22 protein-coding genes and 2 pseudogenes are annotated in these 17,741 nt (G+C 30.3%); 5 read left to right on the top strand and 19 right to left on the bottom strand.

Annotated features, from left to right (window positions below; all coding sequences use genetic code 11):
* Positions 1-73: 73 nt before the first annotated feature.
* Positions 74-2,683 carry a DNA mismatch repair protein MutS gene (gene mutS / locus MARIT_RS00300; protein WP_100210476.1) on the bottom strand — a complete coding sequence of 870 codons (2,610 nt, stop codon included), beginning with the start codon at positions 2,681-2,683 and terminating at the stop codon, positions 74-76.
* Between the two features lie 112 nt (positions 2,684-2,795).
* Between mutS and MARIT_RS00295 the strand changes: the two genes are divergently transcribed.
* Entirely contained in the window at positions 2,796-3,326 is a 531-nt protein-coding gene (locus MARIT_RS00295; RefSeq protein ID WP_024742010.1) for an RNA methyltransferase, read from the top strand.
* A 361-nt stretch (positions 3,327-3,687) separates the two neighbouring features.
* Here the strand turns inward: MARIT_RS00295 and mfd are convergent, their stop codons facing one another.
* From mfd to MARIT_RS00280, 3 genes are all read right to left on the bottom strand, one after another.
* Positions 3,688-7,029, bottom strand: coding sequence for a transcription-repair coupling factor (mfd, locus tag MARIT_RS00290; RefSeq protein WP_100210475.1), 3,342 nt, complete (start codon positions 7,027-7,029; stop codon positions 3,688-3,690).
* 297 nt (positions 7,030-7,326) lie between these two features.
* On the bottom strand, positions 7,327-8,151 hold the full coding sequence (locus MARIT_RS00285; RefSeq protein ID WP_024742008.1) for a hypothetical protein: 825 nt from the start codon (positions 8,149-8,151) through the stop codon (positions 7,327-7,329).
* Between the two features lie 99 nt (positions 8,152-8,250).
* Positions 8,251-9,435 (bottom strand): hypothetical protein, encoded by a 1,185-nt coding sequence (locus MARIT_RS00280; RefSeq protein WP_024742007.1) that lies wholly within the window; start codon positions 9,433-9,435, stop codon positions 8,251-8,253.
* Between the two features lie 348 nt (positions 9,436-9,783).
* Between MARIT_RS00280 and MARIT_RS15370 the strand changes: the two genes are divergently transcribed.
* Positions 9,784-9,942, top strand: a complete 159-nt coding sequence (locus MARIT_RS15370; protein ID WP_157926155.1) for a hypothetical protein — start codon at positions 9,784-9,786, stop codon at positions 9,940-9,942.
* A gap of 535 nt (positions 9,943-10,477) precedes the next feature.
* Here MARIT_RS15370 and MARIT_RS00275 read toward each other — a convergent pair.
* Positions 10,478-10,780: a type II toxin-antitoxin system RelE/ParE family toxin gene (locus MARIT_RS00275; protein WP_024742611.1), complete on the bottom strand. Its 303-nt coding sequence runs from the start codon at positions 10,778-10,780 to the stop codon at positions 10,478-10,480.
* Positions 10,777-11,019 (bottom strand): type II toxin-antitoxin system ParD family antitoxin, encoded by a 243-nt coding sequence (locus MARIT_RS00270; RefSeq protein WP_024742610.1) that lies wholly within the window; start codon positions 11,017-11,019, stop codon positions 10,777-10,779. The genes MARIT_RS00275 and MARIT_RS00270 overlap by 4 nt, the downstream gene beginning before the upstream one ends.
* 294 nt (positions 11,020-11,313) lie before the next feature.
* On the opposite strand from MARIT_RS00270, the pseudogene MARIT_RS16220 reads away from it, so the two are divergent.
* Positions 11,314-11,475: pseudogene (locus MARIT_RS16220) on the top strand (transposase); the annotation flags it as partial.
* 193 nt (positions 11,476-11,668) lie between these two features.
* On the opposite strand, the gene MARIT_RS00260 reads toward MARIT_RS16220, so the two are convergent.
* From MARIT_RS00260 to MARIT_RS00250, 3 genes are all read right to left on the bottom strand, one after another.
* Positions 11,669-12,115 (bottom strand): hypothetical protein, encoded by a 447-nt coding sequence (locus MARIT_RS00260; protein WP_024742562.1) that lies wholly within the window; start codon positions 12,113-12,115, stop codon positions 11,669-11,671.
* 3 nt (positions 12,116-12,118) lie between these two features.
* Positions 12,119-12,448 (bottom strand): hypothetical protein, encoded by a 330-nt coding sequence (locus MARIT_RS00255; RefSeq protein WP_262509193.1) that lies wholly within the window; start codon positions 12,446-12,448, stop codon positions 12,119-12,121.
* Between the two features lie 109 nt (positions 12,449-12,557).
* Positions 12,558-13,352 carry a hypothetical protein gene (locus MARIT_RS00250; protein ID WP_024742561.1) on the bottom strand — a complete coding sequence of 265 codons (795 nt, stop codon included), beginning with the start codon at positions 13,350-13,352 and terminating at the stop codon, positions 12,558-12,560.
* Between the two features lie 195 nt (positions 13,353-13,547).
* Between MARIT_RS00250 and MARIT_RS16215 the strand changes: the two are divergent.
* Both MARIT_RS16215 and MARIT_RS00240 read left to right on the top strand, forming a co-directional pair.
* Positions 13,548-13,845: pseudogene (locus MARIT_RS16215) on the top strand (transposase); the annotation flags it as partial.
* 20 nt (positions 13,846-13,865) lie between these two features.
* Entirely contained in the window at positions 13,866-14,135 is a 270-nt protein-coding gene (locus MARIT_RS00240) for a transposase (protein WP_100210473.1), read from the top strand.
* A gap of 107 nt (positions 14,136-14,242) precedes the next feature.
* On the opposite strand, the gene MARIT_RS00235 is transcribed toward MARIT_RS00240, so the two are convergent.
* The 10 genes from MARIT_RS00235 to MARIT_RS00195 all read right to left on the bottom strand — a co-directional run bounded on the left by MARIT_RS00235 (position 14,243) and on the right by MARIT_RS00195 (position 17,717).
* A complete protein-coding gene (locus MARIT_RS00235) occupies positions 14,243-14,662 on the bottom strand; it encodes a hypothetical protein (protein ID WP_024742587.1) in 420 nt (139 codons plus the stop codon).
* Positions 14,663-14,667: 5 nt separating this feature from the next.
* Positions 14,668-15,033, bottom strand: a complete 366-nt coding sequence (locus MARIT_RS00230; protein WP_024742586.1) for a hypothetical protein — start codon at positions 15,031-15,033, stop codon at positions 14,668-14,670.
* A 24-nt stretch (positions 15,034-15,057) separates the two neighbouring features.
* Positions 15,058-15,279, bottom strand: coding sequence for a hypothetical protein (locus MARIT_RS00225; RefSeq protein ID WP_024742585.1), 222 nt, complete (start codon positions 15,277-15,279; stop codon positions 15,058-15,060).
* Between the two features lie 386 nt (positions 15,280-15,665).
* Positions 15,666-15,824 carry a hypothetical protein gene (locus MARIT_RS15365; RefSeq protein ID WP_157926154.1) on the bottom strand — a complete coding sequence of 53 codons (159 nt, stop codon included), beginning with the start codon at positions 15,822-15,824 and terminating at the stop codon, positions 15,666-15,668.
* An 84-nt stretch (positions 15,825-15,908) separates the two neighbouring features.
* The gene (locus MARIT_RS00220; RefSeq protein ID WP_157926153.1) at positions 15,909-16,280 is read right to left on the bottom strand and encodes a hypothetical protein; all 372 of its coding nucleotides are present in this window, start codon (positions 16,278-16,280) and stop codon (positions 15,909-15,911) included.
* Positions 16,277-16,519 carry a hypothetical protein gene (locus MARIT_RS00215; RefSeq protein ID WP_100210471.1) on the bottom strand — a complete coding sequence of 81 codons (243 nt, stop codon included), beginning with the start codon at positions 16,517-16,519 and terminating at the stop codon, positions 16,277-16,279. Before MARIT_RS00215 ends, MARIT_RS00220 begins: the two co-directional genes overlap by 4 nt.
* A complete protein-coding gene (locus tag MARIT_RS00210) occupies positions 16,520-16,873 on the bottom strand; it encodes a hypothetical protein (protein WP_100210470.1) in 354 nt (117 codons plus the stop codon).
* Positions 16,870-17,112 (bottom strand): hypothetical protein, encoded by a 243-nt coding sequence (locus MARIT_RS00205; RefSeq protein ID WP_100210469.1) that lies wholly within the window; start codon positions 17,110-17,112, stop codon positions 16,870-16,872. Before MARIT_RS00205 ends, MARIT_RS00210 begins: the two co-directional genes overlap by 4 nt.
* Entirely contained in the window at positions 17,113-17,478 is a 366-nt protein-coding gene (locus MARIT_RS00200) for a hypothetical protein (RefSeq protein ID WP_100210468.1), read from the bottom strand.
* The gene (locus MARIT_RS00195; RefSeq protein ID WP_100210467.1) at positions 17,475-17,717 is read right to left on the bottom strand and encodes a hypothetical protein; all 243 of its coding nucleotides are present in this window, start codon (positions 17,715-17,717) and stop codon (positions 17,475-17,477) included. The genes MARIT_RS00200 and MARIT_RS00195 overlap by 4 nt, the downstream gene beginning before the upstream one ends.
* Positions 17,718-17,741: the final 24 nt, after the last annotated feature.

Genomic DNA, 17,741 nt, shown 5'->3' with positions numbered 1-17,741 from the left:
TTTTTAAATAATTAATAAAGGGCTACTTTTCATAAAAAGTAGCCCTTTATTAATATTGTTTAGAAACACTGTTTTATTTTTTAACTAGCATACGCTTAATTTCATTCAATTTCATCAATGCTTCAATAGGGGTTAACGCATCTATATTAGTGGTTACAATTTCTTCTCTTAAATCTTCTAATAAAGGATCGTCTAATTGAAAAAAGCTTAATTGCATTTCATCATGTTGGGCTTGCTTTAAAGTATCTTTTACTTCTTTTTGAGCATGATTTTCTTCCAATTGCTTTAAAATTTTATTTGCTCTATGAATTACCTGTGAAGGCATTCCTGCTAGTTTTGCCACATGAATTCCAAAACTATGATTACTCCCTCCTGCAACTAGCTTACGTAAAAAGATAATACTGTCTTCTAGTTCTTTTACTGATACATTAAAGTTTTTAATTCGTTCAAAAGTACTTGTCATCTCATTCAACTCATGGTAATGCGTAGCAAATAATGTTTTTGCCTTTGCAGGGTGCTCATGTAAGTATTCTGAAATTGCCCAAGCTATAGAAATACCATCATAAGTAGAAGTGCCCCTACCTATTTCATCTAATAATACTAAGCTGCGTTCTGAAATATTATTTAAGATAGATGCTGTTTCATTCATTTCAACCATAAAAGTAGATTCTCCCATTGAAATATTGTCACTTGCACCTACTCTTGTAAAAATTTTATCTACAATTCCAACTTTTGCCTTTTCAGCAGGTACATAGCTTCCCATTTGTGCTAATAATACAATCAAAGCGGTTTGACGTAATATGGCTGATTTACCGGACATATTAGGCCCAGTTATCATAATTATTTGCTGTTCAGACCTGTTTAAAATCACATCATTAGCAATGTATTCTTCACCAATAGGCAATTGCTTTTCTATTACAGGGTGTCTTCCTTTTATAATTTCTAAATCTGTGCTTTTATCTAAAACAGGACGCACATAATGGTTTTCTATTGCCAAAGAAGCAAAAGACAATAAACAATCTAGCTGAGCTATTAGCTGTGCATTGTGCTGTACTGGTTCTACATATTGGATGACATATTGAATTAAGTCTAAAAATAGCGCTGCTTCTAGGCTTTGAATTTTTTCTTCTGCTCCTAAAATTTTTGTTTCGTATTCTTTTAATTCTTCTGTGATATAACGCTCAGCATTTACAAGAGTTTGCTTTCGAATCCATTCTTCAGGAACCTTATTTTTATGGGTATTTCTTACTTCAATATAATATCCAAAAACATTATTGAATGCTATTTTTAAGCTTGGTATTCCTGTTCGCTCTGTTTCACGAGCTAGCATATTGTCTAAATATTCTTTTCCTGAATTGGCAATACCTCTTAATTCGTCTAACTCTTCAGAAACACCGTTTGCTATGGCATTTCCTTTATTAATATTTACGGGAGCATCGTCAAATAATGTATGATTTATTTTTGTGATTAACGGTTTGCAATCATTCAGTAACTTTCCTATACTTTTTACAGATGCATTCTTACTTTTTTCAGCAGCTTCTTTTATGGGTAAAATTGCTTTTAAAGAGTTTTTTAACAGCACTACTTCTCGTGGAGAAACTTTTCCTGTTGCTACTTTAGAAATAAGTCTTTCTATATCTGAAACTTGTTTTAGTTGGTAGCTCACTATTTCATGAAAGACTTCATCTTCAATCATAAAGTTAACCAATTCATGACGGTGCTTTATTTGCTCCATATCTTTTAATGGCAAAGCCAACCAGCGCTTTAACAGTCTTCCTCCCATGGGAGAAATCGTTTTATCTATAATATCTAATAAGGTTACTGAATTGGCTGAATTGCCTCCATATAGCTCTAAGTTTTTTACGGTAAAACGATCCATCCACACATAATTATCTTCTGCTATTCTACTAATAGCCTGTATATGTGCTAATTTATTGTGTTGTGTTTCTGATAAGTAATACAGTACCGCTCCTGCTGCTATGATTCCGTATTCTAACGCATCAATACCAAATCCTTTTAAATTCTGAACTTTAAAATGGCTTTTTAAAGTATCTTCTCCATATTCTTTTTGAAAAACCCAATCTTCTAAATAAAATGTATGAAACCTATTTGTAAATAACTCTAAAAAGCGTTGCTTGTATTGCTTTTGAACCAAAATTTCACTTGGTGAAAAGTTTTGCAATAACTTATCTATATACTCTTCATTTCCTTGGGCTATTAGAAATTCACCTGTAGATACATCTAAAAAGGAAACTCCTAATAACTTTTTTCCAAAATGAACGGTTGCTAAAAAGTTATTGCTTTTTGTATGTAATACTTCATCATTTAAGGCTACCCCTGGTGTTACTAATTCTGTAACCCCTCTTTTTACAATGGTTTTGGTCATTTTAGGGTCTTCCAACTGATCGCAAATAGCCACTCGTAAACCCGATTTTACTAATTTAGGTAAGTAGGTATTTAAGGAGTGATGCGGGAATCCTGCTAATGCTGTTTCGTTTTCACTTCCTGCTCCTCTTTTCGTCAAAATAATACCTAGAACTTCTGAGGCTTTTTTAGCGTCTTCTCCAAAAGTTTCATAAAAATCTCCTACTCTAAACAATAACATAGCATCGGGGTACTTTGCCTTAATTGTATTGTATTGCTTCATTAATGGAGTAACCTTTTTTGTGGTTGCTTTTGCCAAGTTTTCAGATTTTTAAATTAGTTTTGCGAAGATACAAAAAGTAGGCAGTGTTTAATATGCTTTCATAGTTTTTCACTACTGTCTTACCGCCTTTATGAAAAACTAAACGTTTATGAGAAAACTAAAAAACAACGAATTAGGTAGAATTAGTGTTACTGAGTTTAAGCAAGTTGAAAAAACTCCAATCATTGTGATTCTTGATAATATTAGAAGCTTAAATAATATTGGATCGGTTTTTAGAACTAGCGATGCTTTCTTAATTGAAAAAATTTATCTCTGCGGAATTACTGCAACTCCTCCTAATAAAGATATTCATAAAACAGCTTTGGGAGCTACTGCTTCTGTTGATTGGGAGCATGTAGAGGATACTATAGAAGTGGTGAACACCTTGCAATCTGAAGGTATTACCGTATTGGCAATAGAGCAAGCTGAGCATAGTACGATGCTAAATGATTTTACTCCTGAAAAAGGTAAAAAATATGCGATCGTTATGGGAAATGAGGTAAAAGGAGTTCAACAAGATGTGATTAACATTGCTAATGGTTGTATTGAAATACCTCAACTGGGAACTAAACATTCTTTAAATATTTCTGTTAGCTGCGGTGTTGTTTTATGGGACTTATTTAGCAAATTAAGAGTTTAATTTTTTACTTTTAAGATATCGGTATTAAGGTAGGCTAGAGTAGGGGCTTTCTTTTGTAATATCACCACGTTTTAATGCAGTGGTTTCCGCTTTTTTTTCACAAAGTAGCTAAGACTATATTACTCAAAAAAGACTTGATTAGACAAAAAATTCTAAGTTTTCGCTTCCAAACAAAAAGTGGAACTCACTTCTATAACTTTTTTTAGGGGTACAGTTCATTTCTTTATTTTTTGATAAGAAAATCAAACGAAATTTATTGTATAGAAAGGTGTTAATTTGACATGTTTAGCTACTTGCAGGAAGAATTTTCCTAAAAAAACTTGAAATGACGAACATATATGCATCATTTCAAGTTTTTATTTTATATTTTTTGCAGTGTTTTTAAGGCTGTACGTACTGAATCTATTTTAATAAATGTAATTAATAATCGTAAGCCATTTTTAGTTTTCTTTTCTTTCATAACACAACTTTTGGGGTTTCTTTGTACATATTGTAGTATTCTTGAAAAAGCTGCTGTTTGGTAAAAATCACTTTGTTGATCGGCTACAAAATAACCAATCATTCTTTTTTGCTTTAAAATAACTTTTTCTAAGCCTAATTCTTTTGCAAGCCATTTTATACGAACACTATCTAACAAATCTGTTACCTGTGTTGGATATTCTCCAAATCTATCTATGATTTCGCTTTCAAAAGTTTGTAGTTCTTCTTCTGAGGTTAATATTCCTAACTTGTTATAAAGACTTAATCGTTCTGTTACCGCGTTGATATAATCATCTGGAAATAAAATTTCAAAATCGGTATCTATTTGTACTTCTTTTACAAACTCTTTCGGTGTATTTTCATCCGTAGGGTAGAGGTCTTTAAACTCATTTTCTTTAAGCTCTACAATAGCTTCTTGTAATATTTTCTGATAGGTGTCAAAACCAATATCATTAATAAAACCACTTTGCTCACCTCCTAATAAATCTCCTGCACCACGAATTTCTAAATCTTTCATGGCTATATTTAAACCACTACCTAATTCAGAAAACAGTTCTAATGCTGTAATGCGCTTACGGGCATCATCGGTCATCATATGGTAAGGTGGGGTTATAAAGTAACAAAAGGCCTTTTTATTGGAGCGTCCAACACGACCACGCATTTGATGTAAATCTGACAAGCCAAAATTATTGGCATTATTAATAAAAATAGTATTGGCATTAGGCACGTCTAATCCGCTTTCAATAATGGTAGTAGATACCAATACATCAAATTCATTATTCATAAAACCTAGCATTAAATCTTCTAGTTTTTTGCCTTCCATTTGCCCGTGTCCTATTCCTATTTTAGCGTCTGGAACTAAGCGTTGCAACATGCCTGCTACTTCTTTGATATTTTCAATACGATTGTGGATAAAAAAAACTTGACCTCCGCGAGCTATTTCATACGAAATGGCATCTCTCATAATTTCTTCACTTAATCGAATTACATTTGTTTCAACAGGATGACGATTGGGTGGTGGTGTTTTAATAACCGATAAATCACGTGCTGCCATTAAACTAAATTGCAATGTTCTTGGTATTGGTGTTGCTGTTAAGGTAAGGGTATCAACGTTTTCTTTTATAGTTTTCAACTTATCTTTAACGGCTACTCCAAACTTTTGCTCTTCATCAATAATTAAGAGCCCTAAATCTTTAAAATTAATACGTTTATTGGTTAATTGATGGGTTCCTATAACAATATCTACACTTCCGTCAGCAATTCCTTCTATAACCCTGTTTTTTTGCTTTGCAGACCTAAACCTGTTTACATAATCTATTCGTACAGGAAACTCTTTTAAACGCTCTGAAAACGTTTTAAAATGCTGAAAGGCCAAAATAGTTGTTGGTACTAAAACTGCAACTTGTTTTCCGTTATCTACTGCTTTGAATGCTGCACGAATGGCTACTTCTGTCTTACCAAAACCAACGTCTCCACATACTAAGCGGTCCATTGGCTGTTCTTTTTCCATATCTTTTTTTACTTCTTGCGTAGCAGAAAATTGATCTGGAGTATCTTCATAAATAAAGCTTGCTTCTAATTCATGTTGTATATGTGTGTCTTGTCCAAAAGCATATCCTCTTTGTAGCTTTCTTTTTGCATATAATTGAATAAGATTAAACGCTATATGTTTGACCCTTGCTTTTGTTTTTTGTTTTACTTTCTTCCAAGCATCAGATCCTAGCTTGTATATTTTTGGTGGTTTTCCATCTTTTCCATTAAATTTTGATATTTTATGTAATGAGTGGATACTTACATACAGAATATCACGATCTCCATAAATTAGTTTTATAGCTTCTTGTTTCTTTCCTTCTACATCTATCTTTTGTAAGCCTCCAAATTTCCCTATCCCGTGGTCTATATGAGTTACATAGTCACCTATTTCAAGATTTGTAAGTTCTTTTAAAGTAATTGTTTGCTTTTTGGCATATCCATTTTTTAAACGAAATTTATGGTAACGTTCAAATATCTGATGATCTGTATAACAAACTATTTTTTGTTCTTCATCAATGAATCCTTGATATAAAGGAAAAACAATTGTTTCATAATGTACTGCTACTGCTGCATCATCAAAAATATCATGAAAACGTTGCGCTTGTTTTTCGTTTCCGCATAGTATATAATTTGTAAATCCTTTTTCTTTGTATTCGTTTAAGTTTTCTATTAGTAAATGAAACTGCTTATTGAAAGAGGGCTGTGGTTTTATATGAAATAATACTTCTTCTGTATTTTGATCTTTAAGTGCTGATCGAAGTGCTATTCTTATAGAGGTAAAATCTTGAATTTGTGCTTTGATAACTTCTCCATTACAAAATAATTCTGCGGGCTTTGCATGTTTTATTTCTGTGGATAATTCATGAAATGCATTTTCTGCCTTGGCAAAAAACTTGTCTAATTTAATTCCTATTTCATCAACATTCTTCGTAAAAATAACTGTTTTAGGAGAAATATATTTTAAGAAACTTTCTCTATTTTCTTGTAGAGATTTATTCTCTACATTGGGCATTATATTTATTTTTTTAAGCTTGTCATTAGATAGTTGTGTTTCTACATCAAATGTTCTAATACTATCTACTTCATTTCCAAAGAATTCAATTCGATATGGTTCATCATTGGAAAAAGAAAATACATCAATAATACCTCCTCTTACTGAAAACTCACCTGGTTCTGTTACAAAATCTACGCGATTAAAATGATATTCAAATAAAACTTCGTTTACGAAATCAAGTGATAAGTTTTCACCTACGTTAACTTTTAATGTATTTTTTTCTAATTCTTTTTTAGTAACTACTTTTTCAAATAGTGCTGTTGGATAGGTTACAATTACTGCTGGTTTTTTACGCGAATTTATTCTGTTTAAAACTTCAGAACGCAACAATACATTTGCATTATCTGTTTCTTCTATTTGATAGGGTCTTCTGTAAGATCCTGGATAAAACAGCACGTTTTTATCGCCCAATAACTGTTCTAAATCATTTAAGTAATAAGCTGCTTCTTCTTTATCTTTAAAGATTAATAAGTAAGGCCTTTCTACTTTTTTAAAAGTTTCTGAAATAACAAAGGACAACGAAGAACCTACTAAGTTTGTTATTTGAAAATGGGTTTGCTCCTGCTGTAACTTTGATAAAATCTGTTTTATTTTTGCAGATTTTTGGTATTGGTTTACAATAGTTTGTTTGCTCAACGTATAAAAGTTTACGCAAATATAAGAGTATTGTTTTTGCTAAGGAAGTTTTTGCGAACCTGTTTGTGAAAAGGAATTGGTATTCTTAGTCGTTTTTTTGAATACTATAAATCCTTAAAATTTATAGGTGCTTATTTTAAGCAAATTACTACTTATTGGAGTGACTTAAAAGCCTTGTACAGTGCTATATTTTTATCTGTTTGATCACGCATATCATCAAAACCATATTCACTATCGTAGTTTTTAATTGGTCTAAAATCTACAAGTACTTATAGCCATTGCTACTACAAGTATTTTTTAATAATCAAAATCATAACCACTATCCAAATCACTTCCGCTACTAAAATTAACATAGTCATCAATAGAATGTACCATTTCTGTTATTTCAGAAATCAAATTAGAATCCAAGTTTGTGCTATCCCGCAGCCAATCGTAATAATAATCATCTGAATGATTCATTTGTTTTGTTTCTACTAATTTAAGTTTTTCTAAAAGTTCAAATTTCAAATTATTCAATAAAAAAATATTGCCTTTTAAAAAAAGTATCAATTGTAAAGCTTTTTCAGGCTTATTTTCAATCAAGTCTGGGATATGACTATCTACTTCATCTAAGTATTTTTTCACCTCTTTTTTAAACTCTTTTCCTTTTTTATTAATTGATAGATATGACAAAATACTTAAAATCAAGTTGTCTTTAAAAAGAGTTCTGATTTCTAAATTACTTATTATCTCTTTCTTGTATTTGTATTCTGAAGATATTTCTTTAAAGATTGTGTTTACATAAGACCTTAGATGATAATAACTGTCATTGTCAATTATATTGGTGAAATACTTTTCGAACTTATCAGGTGAATATTTGGAGAAATTTTTTCCAGTTTCCACAATTATATATTCTCTTAAATAAGGGTCTCTCGGATGAGATTTTTTTAATTTTTTCTTTATTACCAATACTTTTTTTAAAGTCAAATCGAATAAAGTCAGTTTTATTAGTTCTATTAAATCCGATTTAGATTCCAAAATTAACTTTGTACCAGCTGGTTTCAGTTTAGACAGCTTTTCTAAAGTAGATTTGGTTTTTATTGACGTTGCATCAATATTTATTATTTTGTTTTCGTTTTTCAATATTTGCGGTAGCGTTGATGTATAAGATTAGTTGTAGGCTTCCCCTTTTTCGAACTGATTAATTATTCGATATATAATAATTAAATTGATAAAACATTTTTACTTTTTTAGATAAACTTTTCTAATCTTATAATCTTTAGATTTCTTACCATCATAAAATAGTTTCTCAAATTCCTCAATTTTACTTTCTAATTCTTCTTTTGTAGCATTCTTGGAATAAAATGAAAGATAAATTTTCTGTGTTGGGTTTTTCTGTTTGATTGCTGACTGAATTATTTTTTCATCAAATCTCATTAGCATATTTCCCAAATTATTTTTAGGCTTTTCTTTAATTTTTGTAGGAACGATTACTCTTGCAGTTTGAATAGAGTCAAGATTTTCTCTTCTTGTATAATTCAGTAATCGACGTTCATTTCTCTTTTTAGCTTGTTTTTTGAGGTGTTCTTTTGTTTTTTTTGAATAAAAGTAAGTCATCGAAACGTTTAAGTCTGTTCCTTTATTTTTATTTAATCTTCCTATAACAATTTCTACTCTATTGGTATTAAGCCAAATATCGTATCCTTTAGTGTCTTCATTATCAATAAACCATTTTAAATCATCTGCTTGCATTTGTTTGATACTAAAATCAGGGGAGTAACTGTTGTTGTTTTGGTAAACTTGAAGATTTGGTAAAATGCAAAAATCTAATGGTTCGGTATCGTTCGTATATACATAAATAAATGGATTTTCTTCTTCTAGAGAATGTACTCTATTAACTATTTGACTTCTGTAATTTTCATAATCAGCATATGGTTTTGCAATTACATTAGAAATTAGTTCTTGTTCCTTTTGGAGTTTGTATTGTCGTATTTGACCTGGTAGAATAAACGAAATATAACCAATTAGCAATGCTAATATAAGACCTCCAACTTCATATTTCCATTTTGTTTTTTGAGATTGTTGTTCTTTTACTTCTCCAAAAATTTCATTAAAGGTTGACTCATCGCTAGAGTAAATAATATCAATATCAAGCTCTTTTGCCTCTTCATTTGGTAATGCAATATTTCCATTTCCATCAGAAAAAGTATAAATAGAATAATCCTCTTCATCTATATAGATTCGGAAAACACACCATTTTGCAGGCTTATCTTCTGATATAAAAATCACTTTTTCTTCCCAATCAGTATGAACTTTAGGATCATAAAACTGATCCTTTGCTTCTTTAAAACTGAGTACATGATCTTTTAATTTATTTCGATTTATATTCTCGGTAAAGTTTTTTCTCGATTCAGACATATTATTCATCAACTTGTTTCGCTTTAATTTTTGATTAGTTTTTAATAGTGACTTAATATTACACACAACGTGTTTGCATAAGATTAGTTACGTGTTTTAAACAACATACTTAGCAAATACAAACCGAATAGAAAATCTGCGAAAATTTTCGTAAGTAGGATTGCACTAGCAATTAATTTTATACGACGTGTCTGTTGCGCAATTTTTGTTAAAAGTATAAATATTTAGTGACTTTTACTATGCAAGGCATTAAAATATATCAAGTAAAATTATTTAGTAACTTTCAACTTAACGATCATATTCTTGTTCATAATTTTTACAGAAGATTAAAAGAAGTATTTGAAAATGTATTCCCTCATGTGCATACGAAAAGGAAATACCCAAGCAATCGATTCTGCTCCTGTAAAAGCTAATGCTTCTATGGATAGCTTGGAATTAAAAGTACCAGAACAGGACCTAGAGTCACATATTGCGGCTAATAAGACATATAAGCATAGCAGATTAACCCAATTTTAGAAAAGCCAAAATTAACAAGGCTTCTTGGCTTTGAGAAAACGATCACCGCTAACAAATCAGCATTACAAGCTATAAAATCTCGCAATAAAAAGTGGGCTAACGAACAAAATTACAAGGTTGGTGCAGGAAATAAAAACAGTAAATATACTAGCAACAAAACCCATTACAGTCCCACAGATCCAGATGCCCGTATAAGTGTAAAGCCAGGTAAGGCAAGAAAATTAAATTACCTGAGTTAGTTAACGATAGATAGCGCTAATCATGTAATTACAGATATAAGCGCTTATCACGCTTGCGGGAAAGAGTACTTAAATTTTATAACAAAAAAGGTACAAAGTGACCATAGAGTATCATTTTTGATTTTATTCAATACAAACGTCTTTAAAAACAAACAGCGGTTGGTTTTGAACTCATTCTATTTTAGTTTTTGAAGGTCTCCTAAAAAAACAAAAGTCCTAAAAAGGGCTTGGTTTTATATCTATTTTCGTAAAATTATAGGCTTGTGCAACGGTTACCTTTGTTGTGTGCAGTTTTTTTATTTCAGTCGCTTTTTAACATCCATTCGTTGGTGTAAAACTCTAACAATTTCCACAATATCATTTTCCATTTTTCTATAAAAAATCAGATGTGATTTTATCTTAGTCACTCGATAATTCTTTCGAGTTTGTTCTGCTGACTTTCCTGTCATAAAGTTATCAGCAATAAATTCAATCTCCGTAATTATCAAGTCGTAATATCTATCAGCTTGTTCTTTAGACCATTTGTTAAGTGTATAAATCCAAATGTTATCTAAATCCTCAATCGCTTGTTGACTTATGCGATATTTGTTTTTACTCATAAGTGTTTCCGATGTAATTCTTTCAGATGTTGTTTTGGGTCAAAATTTTCAACAAATCCGCTATTTTCTCCAACTTCAAGAGCTTTAATCAGTTCTCTTTCTTTTTTTTCTTCTCGTTCCAATAAACGTAATGCGGAACGAATTACTTCGCTAACGGAACCATATCTTCCAGATTTTACTTCTTCTCTGATAAAATCCTCAAAATGATTTCCGAGTGATATTGATGTGTTTTTTCCCATTTTGAATTAAATTTTATTCAAATATACCAAATCTTGGTAATGTAGGCAAATTGCACACAACGGTTGGTATATGAAAAGTAGGCAATTTCGAAGCACGAAACTTTCGGTTAAGAACAAAGTTTGATACGAGCCAAAACCTTCGATTTTATTGCTGTATCGCCTATTTTTTATATACATTGTGCCTGTTGCAAAAGTCGAAGATATTGAATAATTGTTTATCTTAGTTTATGCAAGGCAAGAAAAGCTACCAAGAGAAACTATTTCACAACTTTCAATGAAGTGACCGAGTACCTAAAAAGTACTGTAGAGCCTGTTTTTGGGACACTAACCCAGTTCATGGGATTACGAAAAATAAATACTATTGGTTTAATACAAGCAAATAAGGTAATGCATATGGCTGCCATCGCTTATAACCTAAAGAAATACTTAAATTTTATAACAAAAAAGGTAAAAAGTGACCATAGAGTATCATTTTTGATTTTATTCAATACAAACGTCTTTAAAAACAAACAGCGGTCGGTTTTGAGCTCATTCTATTTTAGTTTTTGAAGGTCTCCTAAAAAAATAAAAGCCCTAAAAAGGGCTTAGTTTTATATCTATTTTCGTAAAATTATAGGCTTGTGCAACGGTTACTTTTGTTGGCATTTCGTTATTTTTTTCGTGTTACAAGATAAAGGTAGTATTTTTCGTTTACAGCAACAGCAACACCTGCACTTCCTTCTTTTTTATTGTCGTTCTTTTTATCTTTTATATACTTTGTATTGTAGTGAGATTCTAAAGTGTTTATTAATTCCTTATCACTACTTCCACAAAGAAGAAACATTTTGTCATATTTCTTATGGTTTGAAGTTCTTGCTTTTGGATTACCTGATTTTCCAATTTTAAATCCTTTAGTTTCTTTTATTAGCCTATTAATTGAGTAAGTAATTTTTTGTTTTAAAACCGTATCAGTTAATTCGTCATCGTCTTGGTCAATCAGAAAATTTTTATAAATGTCTTTATGTTCAATTTCTTCAAATTCAGAATTACTGCTAAAGGCTTTAACCAATAACTTTCCTAATCCTATTGCTACTCCGATTAATAATAATGGGTTCATATTCTATAAATTGTTAAATATTTCAATAATCTCTTGGTATGATGTCGTATTGTCAAATGAATGTAATACTCCACCTTTATGAGTTCTTTCTTTAAGTTCTATTTGTTCTGTTGAATGATTGTAGGACATAGCATATCTATTTCCATCCACCCAAAACCAAATCATATTTGCTGGACTTCCATTATATTCCCTTACTTCAATTTCCTTGTCGGATTTCCAAACTATTGCACCTAAAAGGGCTAATGAAACTCCTTCAACATTTCCTGCGTGATGGTCTGCTCTATCCAAAACACCGTTTAAATATCGTTGTAAGTTTCTATTGAGTCTATTGATATAGCCATAATTTTGTTCGTTTTTTTAATGAATGCCAACGATTTGTGTATGGTGTCGTAGCTGACGTTAGGAAGCTATACACTATACATTTTGTTGTGTTTTCGTGTTTTTATTTCAACTCAATATTGTCAACTTTCGGTTTTAATTCAATACTCTTATCAGTTGAGATATAATCTTTAATTGTTAGTTCAAATATTACTGCTGCTAATATGCTTAATACGATACCAAAAAGAGCAGAAATAAAAATGGCTAAAATTGGTTTAGCTTTTACGAAGTCCGCTATTTTATAGAACTTCTTTTTTCTTATTCCTTTAATTTCTGTTTTGATTTTAGATATTTTATTATCTGAAACCTTCTCTTGTCTAAGCCTAGTTGTACAATCGTCACAAATTACTGGTTTATCAACAGAAAATAAAACGTCAGTTTTGTTTCCATTCATATCAAACAAACAGCCTCTTGTATCATCATGAGTGAAGCCCAAAAATTCCCTTTGTGGTGGAATGGTATTATTTTGTCTTAAATAGACTAAACTATATGCATACAGAACTCTTAACAGTAAGTTTTCAAGAGGAATATTACCATCTTTTAAGATTTGGTACATTTCATAATATGACAAAACAATTCTGTTATTTTCAAGTCGTCTTGCATAGTAATTGTCTTCAATCGGAACATAGGTAATCCCAATAAAAAAGTCTGCTTCAGAGTTAGTAGGGATTTCATCATTAAGTAATCGATCACTATATCCCCAAAATTCCGTATCTGAGTCTCCATTAAAGTGATAATCATCTATTTCACCTACTATTTCAAATATATCAGAACTATGATTTTTAATAAGTTCTTTGTCAAATTCAAATGGTAAGTATCCAATTATTCCAATATTTATTTTAATTTTTGAATTCTTCATCTATCGTTTTTGTCATGAAACACAACGGTCTAGGCTATTAGTTTTTGCGTGAATTTAGGAATAAATTTTCTAAGAAAAAACTTAGAATTGAAAATCCGCGAGGATTTTCATAAGTAGTGGGGAAGTAGCAAGTACCTATAGCCATTGTGCCTGTTGCACAAGTTGAAGATATGGAATAATTGTTTATCTTAGTTTATGCAAGGCAAGAAAATCTACCAAGAGAAATTATTTCACAACTTTCAATGAAGTGACCGAGTACCTAAAACAAACTTTTATAGGCGCTTAGCAGCAGTTTTAAATTTAGTTTATTTGTATTCATCTACCAAAGAGTATTATGGTACAAGCGGTCAAAAAAGTATTGATCCAGTTGTTTTTTTCAAACTTTGTTTAGTGGGCTATTTAGAGAATATTATTAGTGATCGTAAGTTAATATTTCATTGTAGCATGCGCTTAGATATTTTATACTTTATTAGGTTATGATCTCGATGAAGAAAAAGTCCACTAGGACGAAAAATGAAAGCCACAAGACAAAGTACTGTAGAGCCTGTCTTTGGGACACTAACCCAGTTCATGGGGTTACGAAAAATAAATACTATTGGTTTCATACAAGCAAATAAGGTAATGCATATGGCTGCCATCGCTTATAACCTAAAGAAGTACCTAAATTTTATACCAAAAAAGGTAAAAAGTGACCATAGAGTATCATTTTTCATTTTATTCAATACAAACGTCTTTAAAAACAAACAGCGGTCGGTTTTGAGTTCATTCTATTTTAGTTTTTGAAGGTCTCCTAAAAAAAATAAAAGCTCTAATAAAGGCTTGGTTTTATATCTATTTTCGTAAAATTATAGGCTTGTGCAACGGTTACCTTTGTTACAAATAGTACTTCTTTAAAAATCAGTGTCTTTTTCCCATGTAAGAGTATCTTTAGGAATAGTTTTATTTCCAATTAATTGATACCAAACTGTCACCCAAGTATTTTTATTTTTTTCCCATGTTAGTTCTTCTATTATGATTGATTCACTCTGTCTTTCTTTTTCATTGAATGCATCTGAAATACCGTTTCTAAATTCCCCTTGAGCATCATCTAATATAAACAGTTCTTGAGAATATGGCTTCCCATATTTATTTATCGCCCTTTTTTTATCAAAAAGCATAAAATCATTGTAAATAAGGCTATCTGTATTTATATATTGCATTTCTGTCTTATTAATCTGATAATTAATAATAGGATTATTCAAATTATTATCCTTCTTATGATTGCAATTATTTATAATAATATAAATAAACAGATATGTAACTTTTTTCATAAAAATTAATATTTGCTGAATCTAGTATTAGAAATCAATGTGTTTAATTCTTGTAAAATATAATCCAGATGTCTATCCCGCAACTCATTTCCAATATTCATTATACTATATTTATCAGATAAATACGCACTTGAAGGGTTATATTCATCCCCATGTCCAACAGCAACTGAATTTCCAGCGGTATGTCCAAATTCATGAACTACAGGGTATTGGTAATAATTACTTCCTTGTCTTAATCTTTTTCGTAATGAAGTATCTTTTGTATCAAGGATAATTTCTTTCTGATACCATTTTACTTTACTCCTTGGGTTTCCTATATAATTAAAAGGATATTTAGTCACATTCACTTTCCAATGTTCTCCATAAGGCACCCATTCAATATCAAAATTTACATCCTATCTTTTCTTTGCATTTCTTGTTGCAAAATTAGAAGTTCCTTTAACTTTTAAAAAGAAGTGTTCTCCCCAACTATTCCAAATCAAATTATCTACTTTTTTATGAAAATCTTGCTTCTCTGAATAAGTCCATCGTGAGGTATTCATTGCATTCAGCCAAGAATATCTCCATTTTTGTTTTATTAAAATTGTTCCTCGACTTTCTTCAATATGAATATCCATTCTGTCGGTATACTTTGAGTAATATCCCATAATCTTATTCAGTATTATTTGTAACGGTCTAGGCTATTAGTTTTTGCGTGAATTTAGGAATAAATTTTCTAAGAAAAAACTTAGGATTGAAAATCCGAGAGGATTTTCATAAGTAGTGGGGAAGTAGCAAGTACCTATAGCCATTGTGCCTGTTGCACAAGTTGAAGATATAGAATAATTGTTTATCTTAGTTTATGCAAGATTTGTGTAAGAAAACATTTTTAAATTATCATTTTCTTCTACTTTTATATTTTTTAATGGTTTATTTTCTGTATCATATATGTATCCATGATAAAATTTGATTTTATTAGAACAAGATATCATAGTAATAAACAATGTGTATATAAATATTTTTCTCATTTTAACTCTATTTTTGTTAACCAAATTAAACTTAATAGATCTTTTTGAGCAGCAACCATACGTTTTCTTTCATTATAGCCTAACCAATTAGTATAATAAGGCATAATATCTATTTCTCCTGTTTTAGGATACTCTATAGCTTTTGAATTCTCCAATTAAGTGATTGTATTTACGCTTCCCTTATGACCATAAGAATAAAACGTGCCTCCATAGGCTTTTAAGACAGCTAAAAGTAGCAATTACTTATAGCCATCTTTGTTAGGCAACGCTATTGGTTTAATTTCTTCGATGAAAAGAGTATCAGACCGATTCGTTAAAAAATGAGTTTTATTACGCTTTCTAGTCGCTGAATAAGAATAAACTGTATCAGTAATATAGCCTTCTTTTTCAAAGATTAAATCATCAACAAAATTTAAACTTCTTGGTTTTAATGAAAAATATCCATTTTTTTTGGTAAATACATATTTCGTTGAATCCCTCCGTTCATAAATTTTTACATTTTGTATAGGTTCTTTTTTTAAGTTAAACACATAACCTCTATAATTGTCACTTAGCTCTTCTTTACAACTTATAGCTATAAAGAAAATAATAATTAGTAGTCTTTTCATCATTTTAATTCTAATTTAGTTAACCATAGTAAACTTAATATATCTTTTTCGTGAGCAATAAAGAGATTATAATCAAAAAGTGGAGGGTTATCAGTATAGTATGGCACTATATCCATTTCTCCTTTTTTAGGATACTCTATAGCTTTTGAATTCTCCGATTGAGTGATTGTATTGACACTCTCCTTATGTCCGTAAGAATAAAATGTACCTCCATAGGCTTTTAAGACAACTAAAAGTAGCAATTACTTATAGCTATCTTTGTTAGGCAGCGTTATTTTTCTTAAAAATATTGTATCGATAGTTTTGTTTAAAAAAGTATAATTAACTTTTTCACCGTGCTGAGTCCATACTGAAGAAATAGTGTCAGTTATAAATCCTGTTTTTTCGAAAATTAATAAATGTATAGAGTTTGGCTCTTTAGGTAGTTTAAAAAAACCAGTAGAATCAGTTTGCGTAGATTCATTAAGATTATCTTTTCTTACAATTACGTTCAATAGAGGTTTTTTATCGTAAAACACATAGCCTCTGTAAAACTTCGGTTTTGTTCTACACGAACTTATAATAAGTATCGAAACTAATAAAAATATAATTCTCATTTTAACTCTAATTTGGTTAACCAAATTAAACTTAATACATCTTTCATAGCTGCAACCATTCTATTTCTTTGATTGTAGCTTAACCAATTAGTATAATAAGGCATAATATCAATTTCTCCTTTTTTAGGATACTCTATAGCTTTTGAATTCTCCGATTGAGTGATTGTATTTACGCTTCCCTTATGACCATAACTATAAAATGTGCCTCCATAGGCTTTTAAGACAGCTAAAAGTAGCAATTACTTATAGCCATCTTTGTTAGGCAGCGTTATTTTCTCTTTGCTCAAAAACAAAGTATCATTTCTACCATTAGTAAAACGGTAATTTAATTTTTCCCCATGACTTGAGTACACTGTATATATTGTATCAAGAATGATGTTTTTTTTTGAAACTATTAAATTTCCCCCAAAAGTATTTTTTTCAGTAATTTTGAAATACCCTTTTTCATTTGTGTAAGAAAACATTTTTAAATTATCATTTTCTTCTACTTTTATATTTTTTAATGGTTTATTTTCTGTATCATATATGTATCCATGATAAAATTTGATTTTATTAGAACAAGATATCATAGTAATAAACAATGTGTATATAAATATTTTTCTCATTTTAACTCTATTTTTGTTAACCAAATTAAACTTAATAGATCTTTTTGAGCAGCAACCATACGTTTTCTTTCATTATAGCCTAACCAATTAGTATAATAAGGTATAATATCAATTTCTCTTTTTTTAGGATACTCTATAGCTTTTGAATTCTCCGATTGAGTGATTGTATTGACACTTCCTTTATGACCATAACTATAAAATGTGCCTCCATAGGCTTTTAAGACAGCTAAAAGTAGCAATTACTTATAGCCATCTTTGTTAGG

Source organism: Tenacibaculum maritimum NCIMB 2154 (assembly GCF_900119795.1).
Classification (GTDB): domain Bacteria; phylum Bacteroidota; class Bacteroidia; order Flavobacteriales; family Flavobacteriaceae; genus Polaribacter; species Polaribacter maritimus.
The sequence above is the reverse complement of the archived record's forward strand: the minus strand, read 5'-3'. Positions and strand labels throughout refer to the sequence as shown.

Bases quoted from the DNA above. Each gene is read 5' to 3' on its own strand.
- MARIT_RS00295 (WP_024742010.1), top strand. From the start codon at position 2,796: ATGAGAAAACTAAAAAACAACGAATTAGGTAGAATTAGTGTTACTGAG.
- MARIT_RS00280 (WP_024742007.1), bottom strand. From the start codon at position 9,435: ATGAATAATATGTCTGAATCGAGAAAAAACTTTACCGAGAATATAAAT.
- MARIT_RS15370 (WP_157926155.1), top strand. From the start codon at position 9,784: ATGTGCATACGAAAAGGAAATACCCAAGCAATCGATTCTGCTCCTGTA.
- MARIT_RS00275 (WP_024742611.1), bottom strand. From the start codon at position 10,780: ATGAGTAAAAACAAATATCGCATAAGTCAACAAGCGATTGAGGATTTA.
- MARIT_RS00270 (WP_024742610.1), bottom strand. From the start codon at position 11,019: ATGGGAAAAAACACATCAATATCACTCGGAAATCATTTTGAGGATTTT.
- MARIT_RS00260 (WP_024742562.1), bottom strand. From the start codon at position 12,115: ATGAACCCATTATTATTAATCGGAGTAGCAATAGGATTAGGAAAGTTA.
- MARIT_RS00250 (WP_024742561.1), bottom strand. From the start codon at position 13,352: ATGAAGAATTCAAAAATTAAAATAAATATTGGAATAATTGGATACTTA.
- MARIT_RS00240 (WP_100210473.1), top strand. From the start codon at position 13,866: ATGAAAGCCACAAGACAAAGTACTGTAGAGCCTGTCTTTGGGACACTA.
- MARIT_RS00235 (WP_024742587.1), bottom strand. From the start codon at position 14,662: ATGAAAAAAGTTACATATCTGTTTATTTATATTATTATAAATAATTGC.
- MARIT_RS00225 (WP_024742585.1), bottom strand. From the start codon at position 15,279: ATGGATATTCATATTGAAGAAAGTCGAGGAACAATTTTAATAAAACAA.
- MARIT_RS00220 (WP_157926153.1), bottom strand. From the start codon at position 16,280: ATGATGAAAAGACTACTAATTATTATTTTCTTTATAGCTATAAGTTGT.
- MARIT_RS00210 (WP_100210470.1), bottom strand. From the start codon at position 16,873: ATGAGAATTATATTTTTATTAGTTTCGATACTTATTATAAGTTCGTGT.
- MARIT_RS00200 (WP_100210468.1), bottom strand. From the start codon at position 17,478: ATGAGAAAAATATTTATATACACATTGTTTATTACTATGATATCTTGT.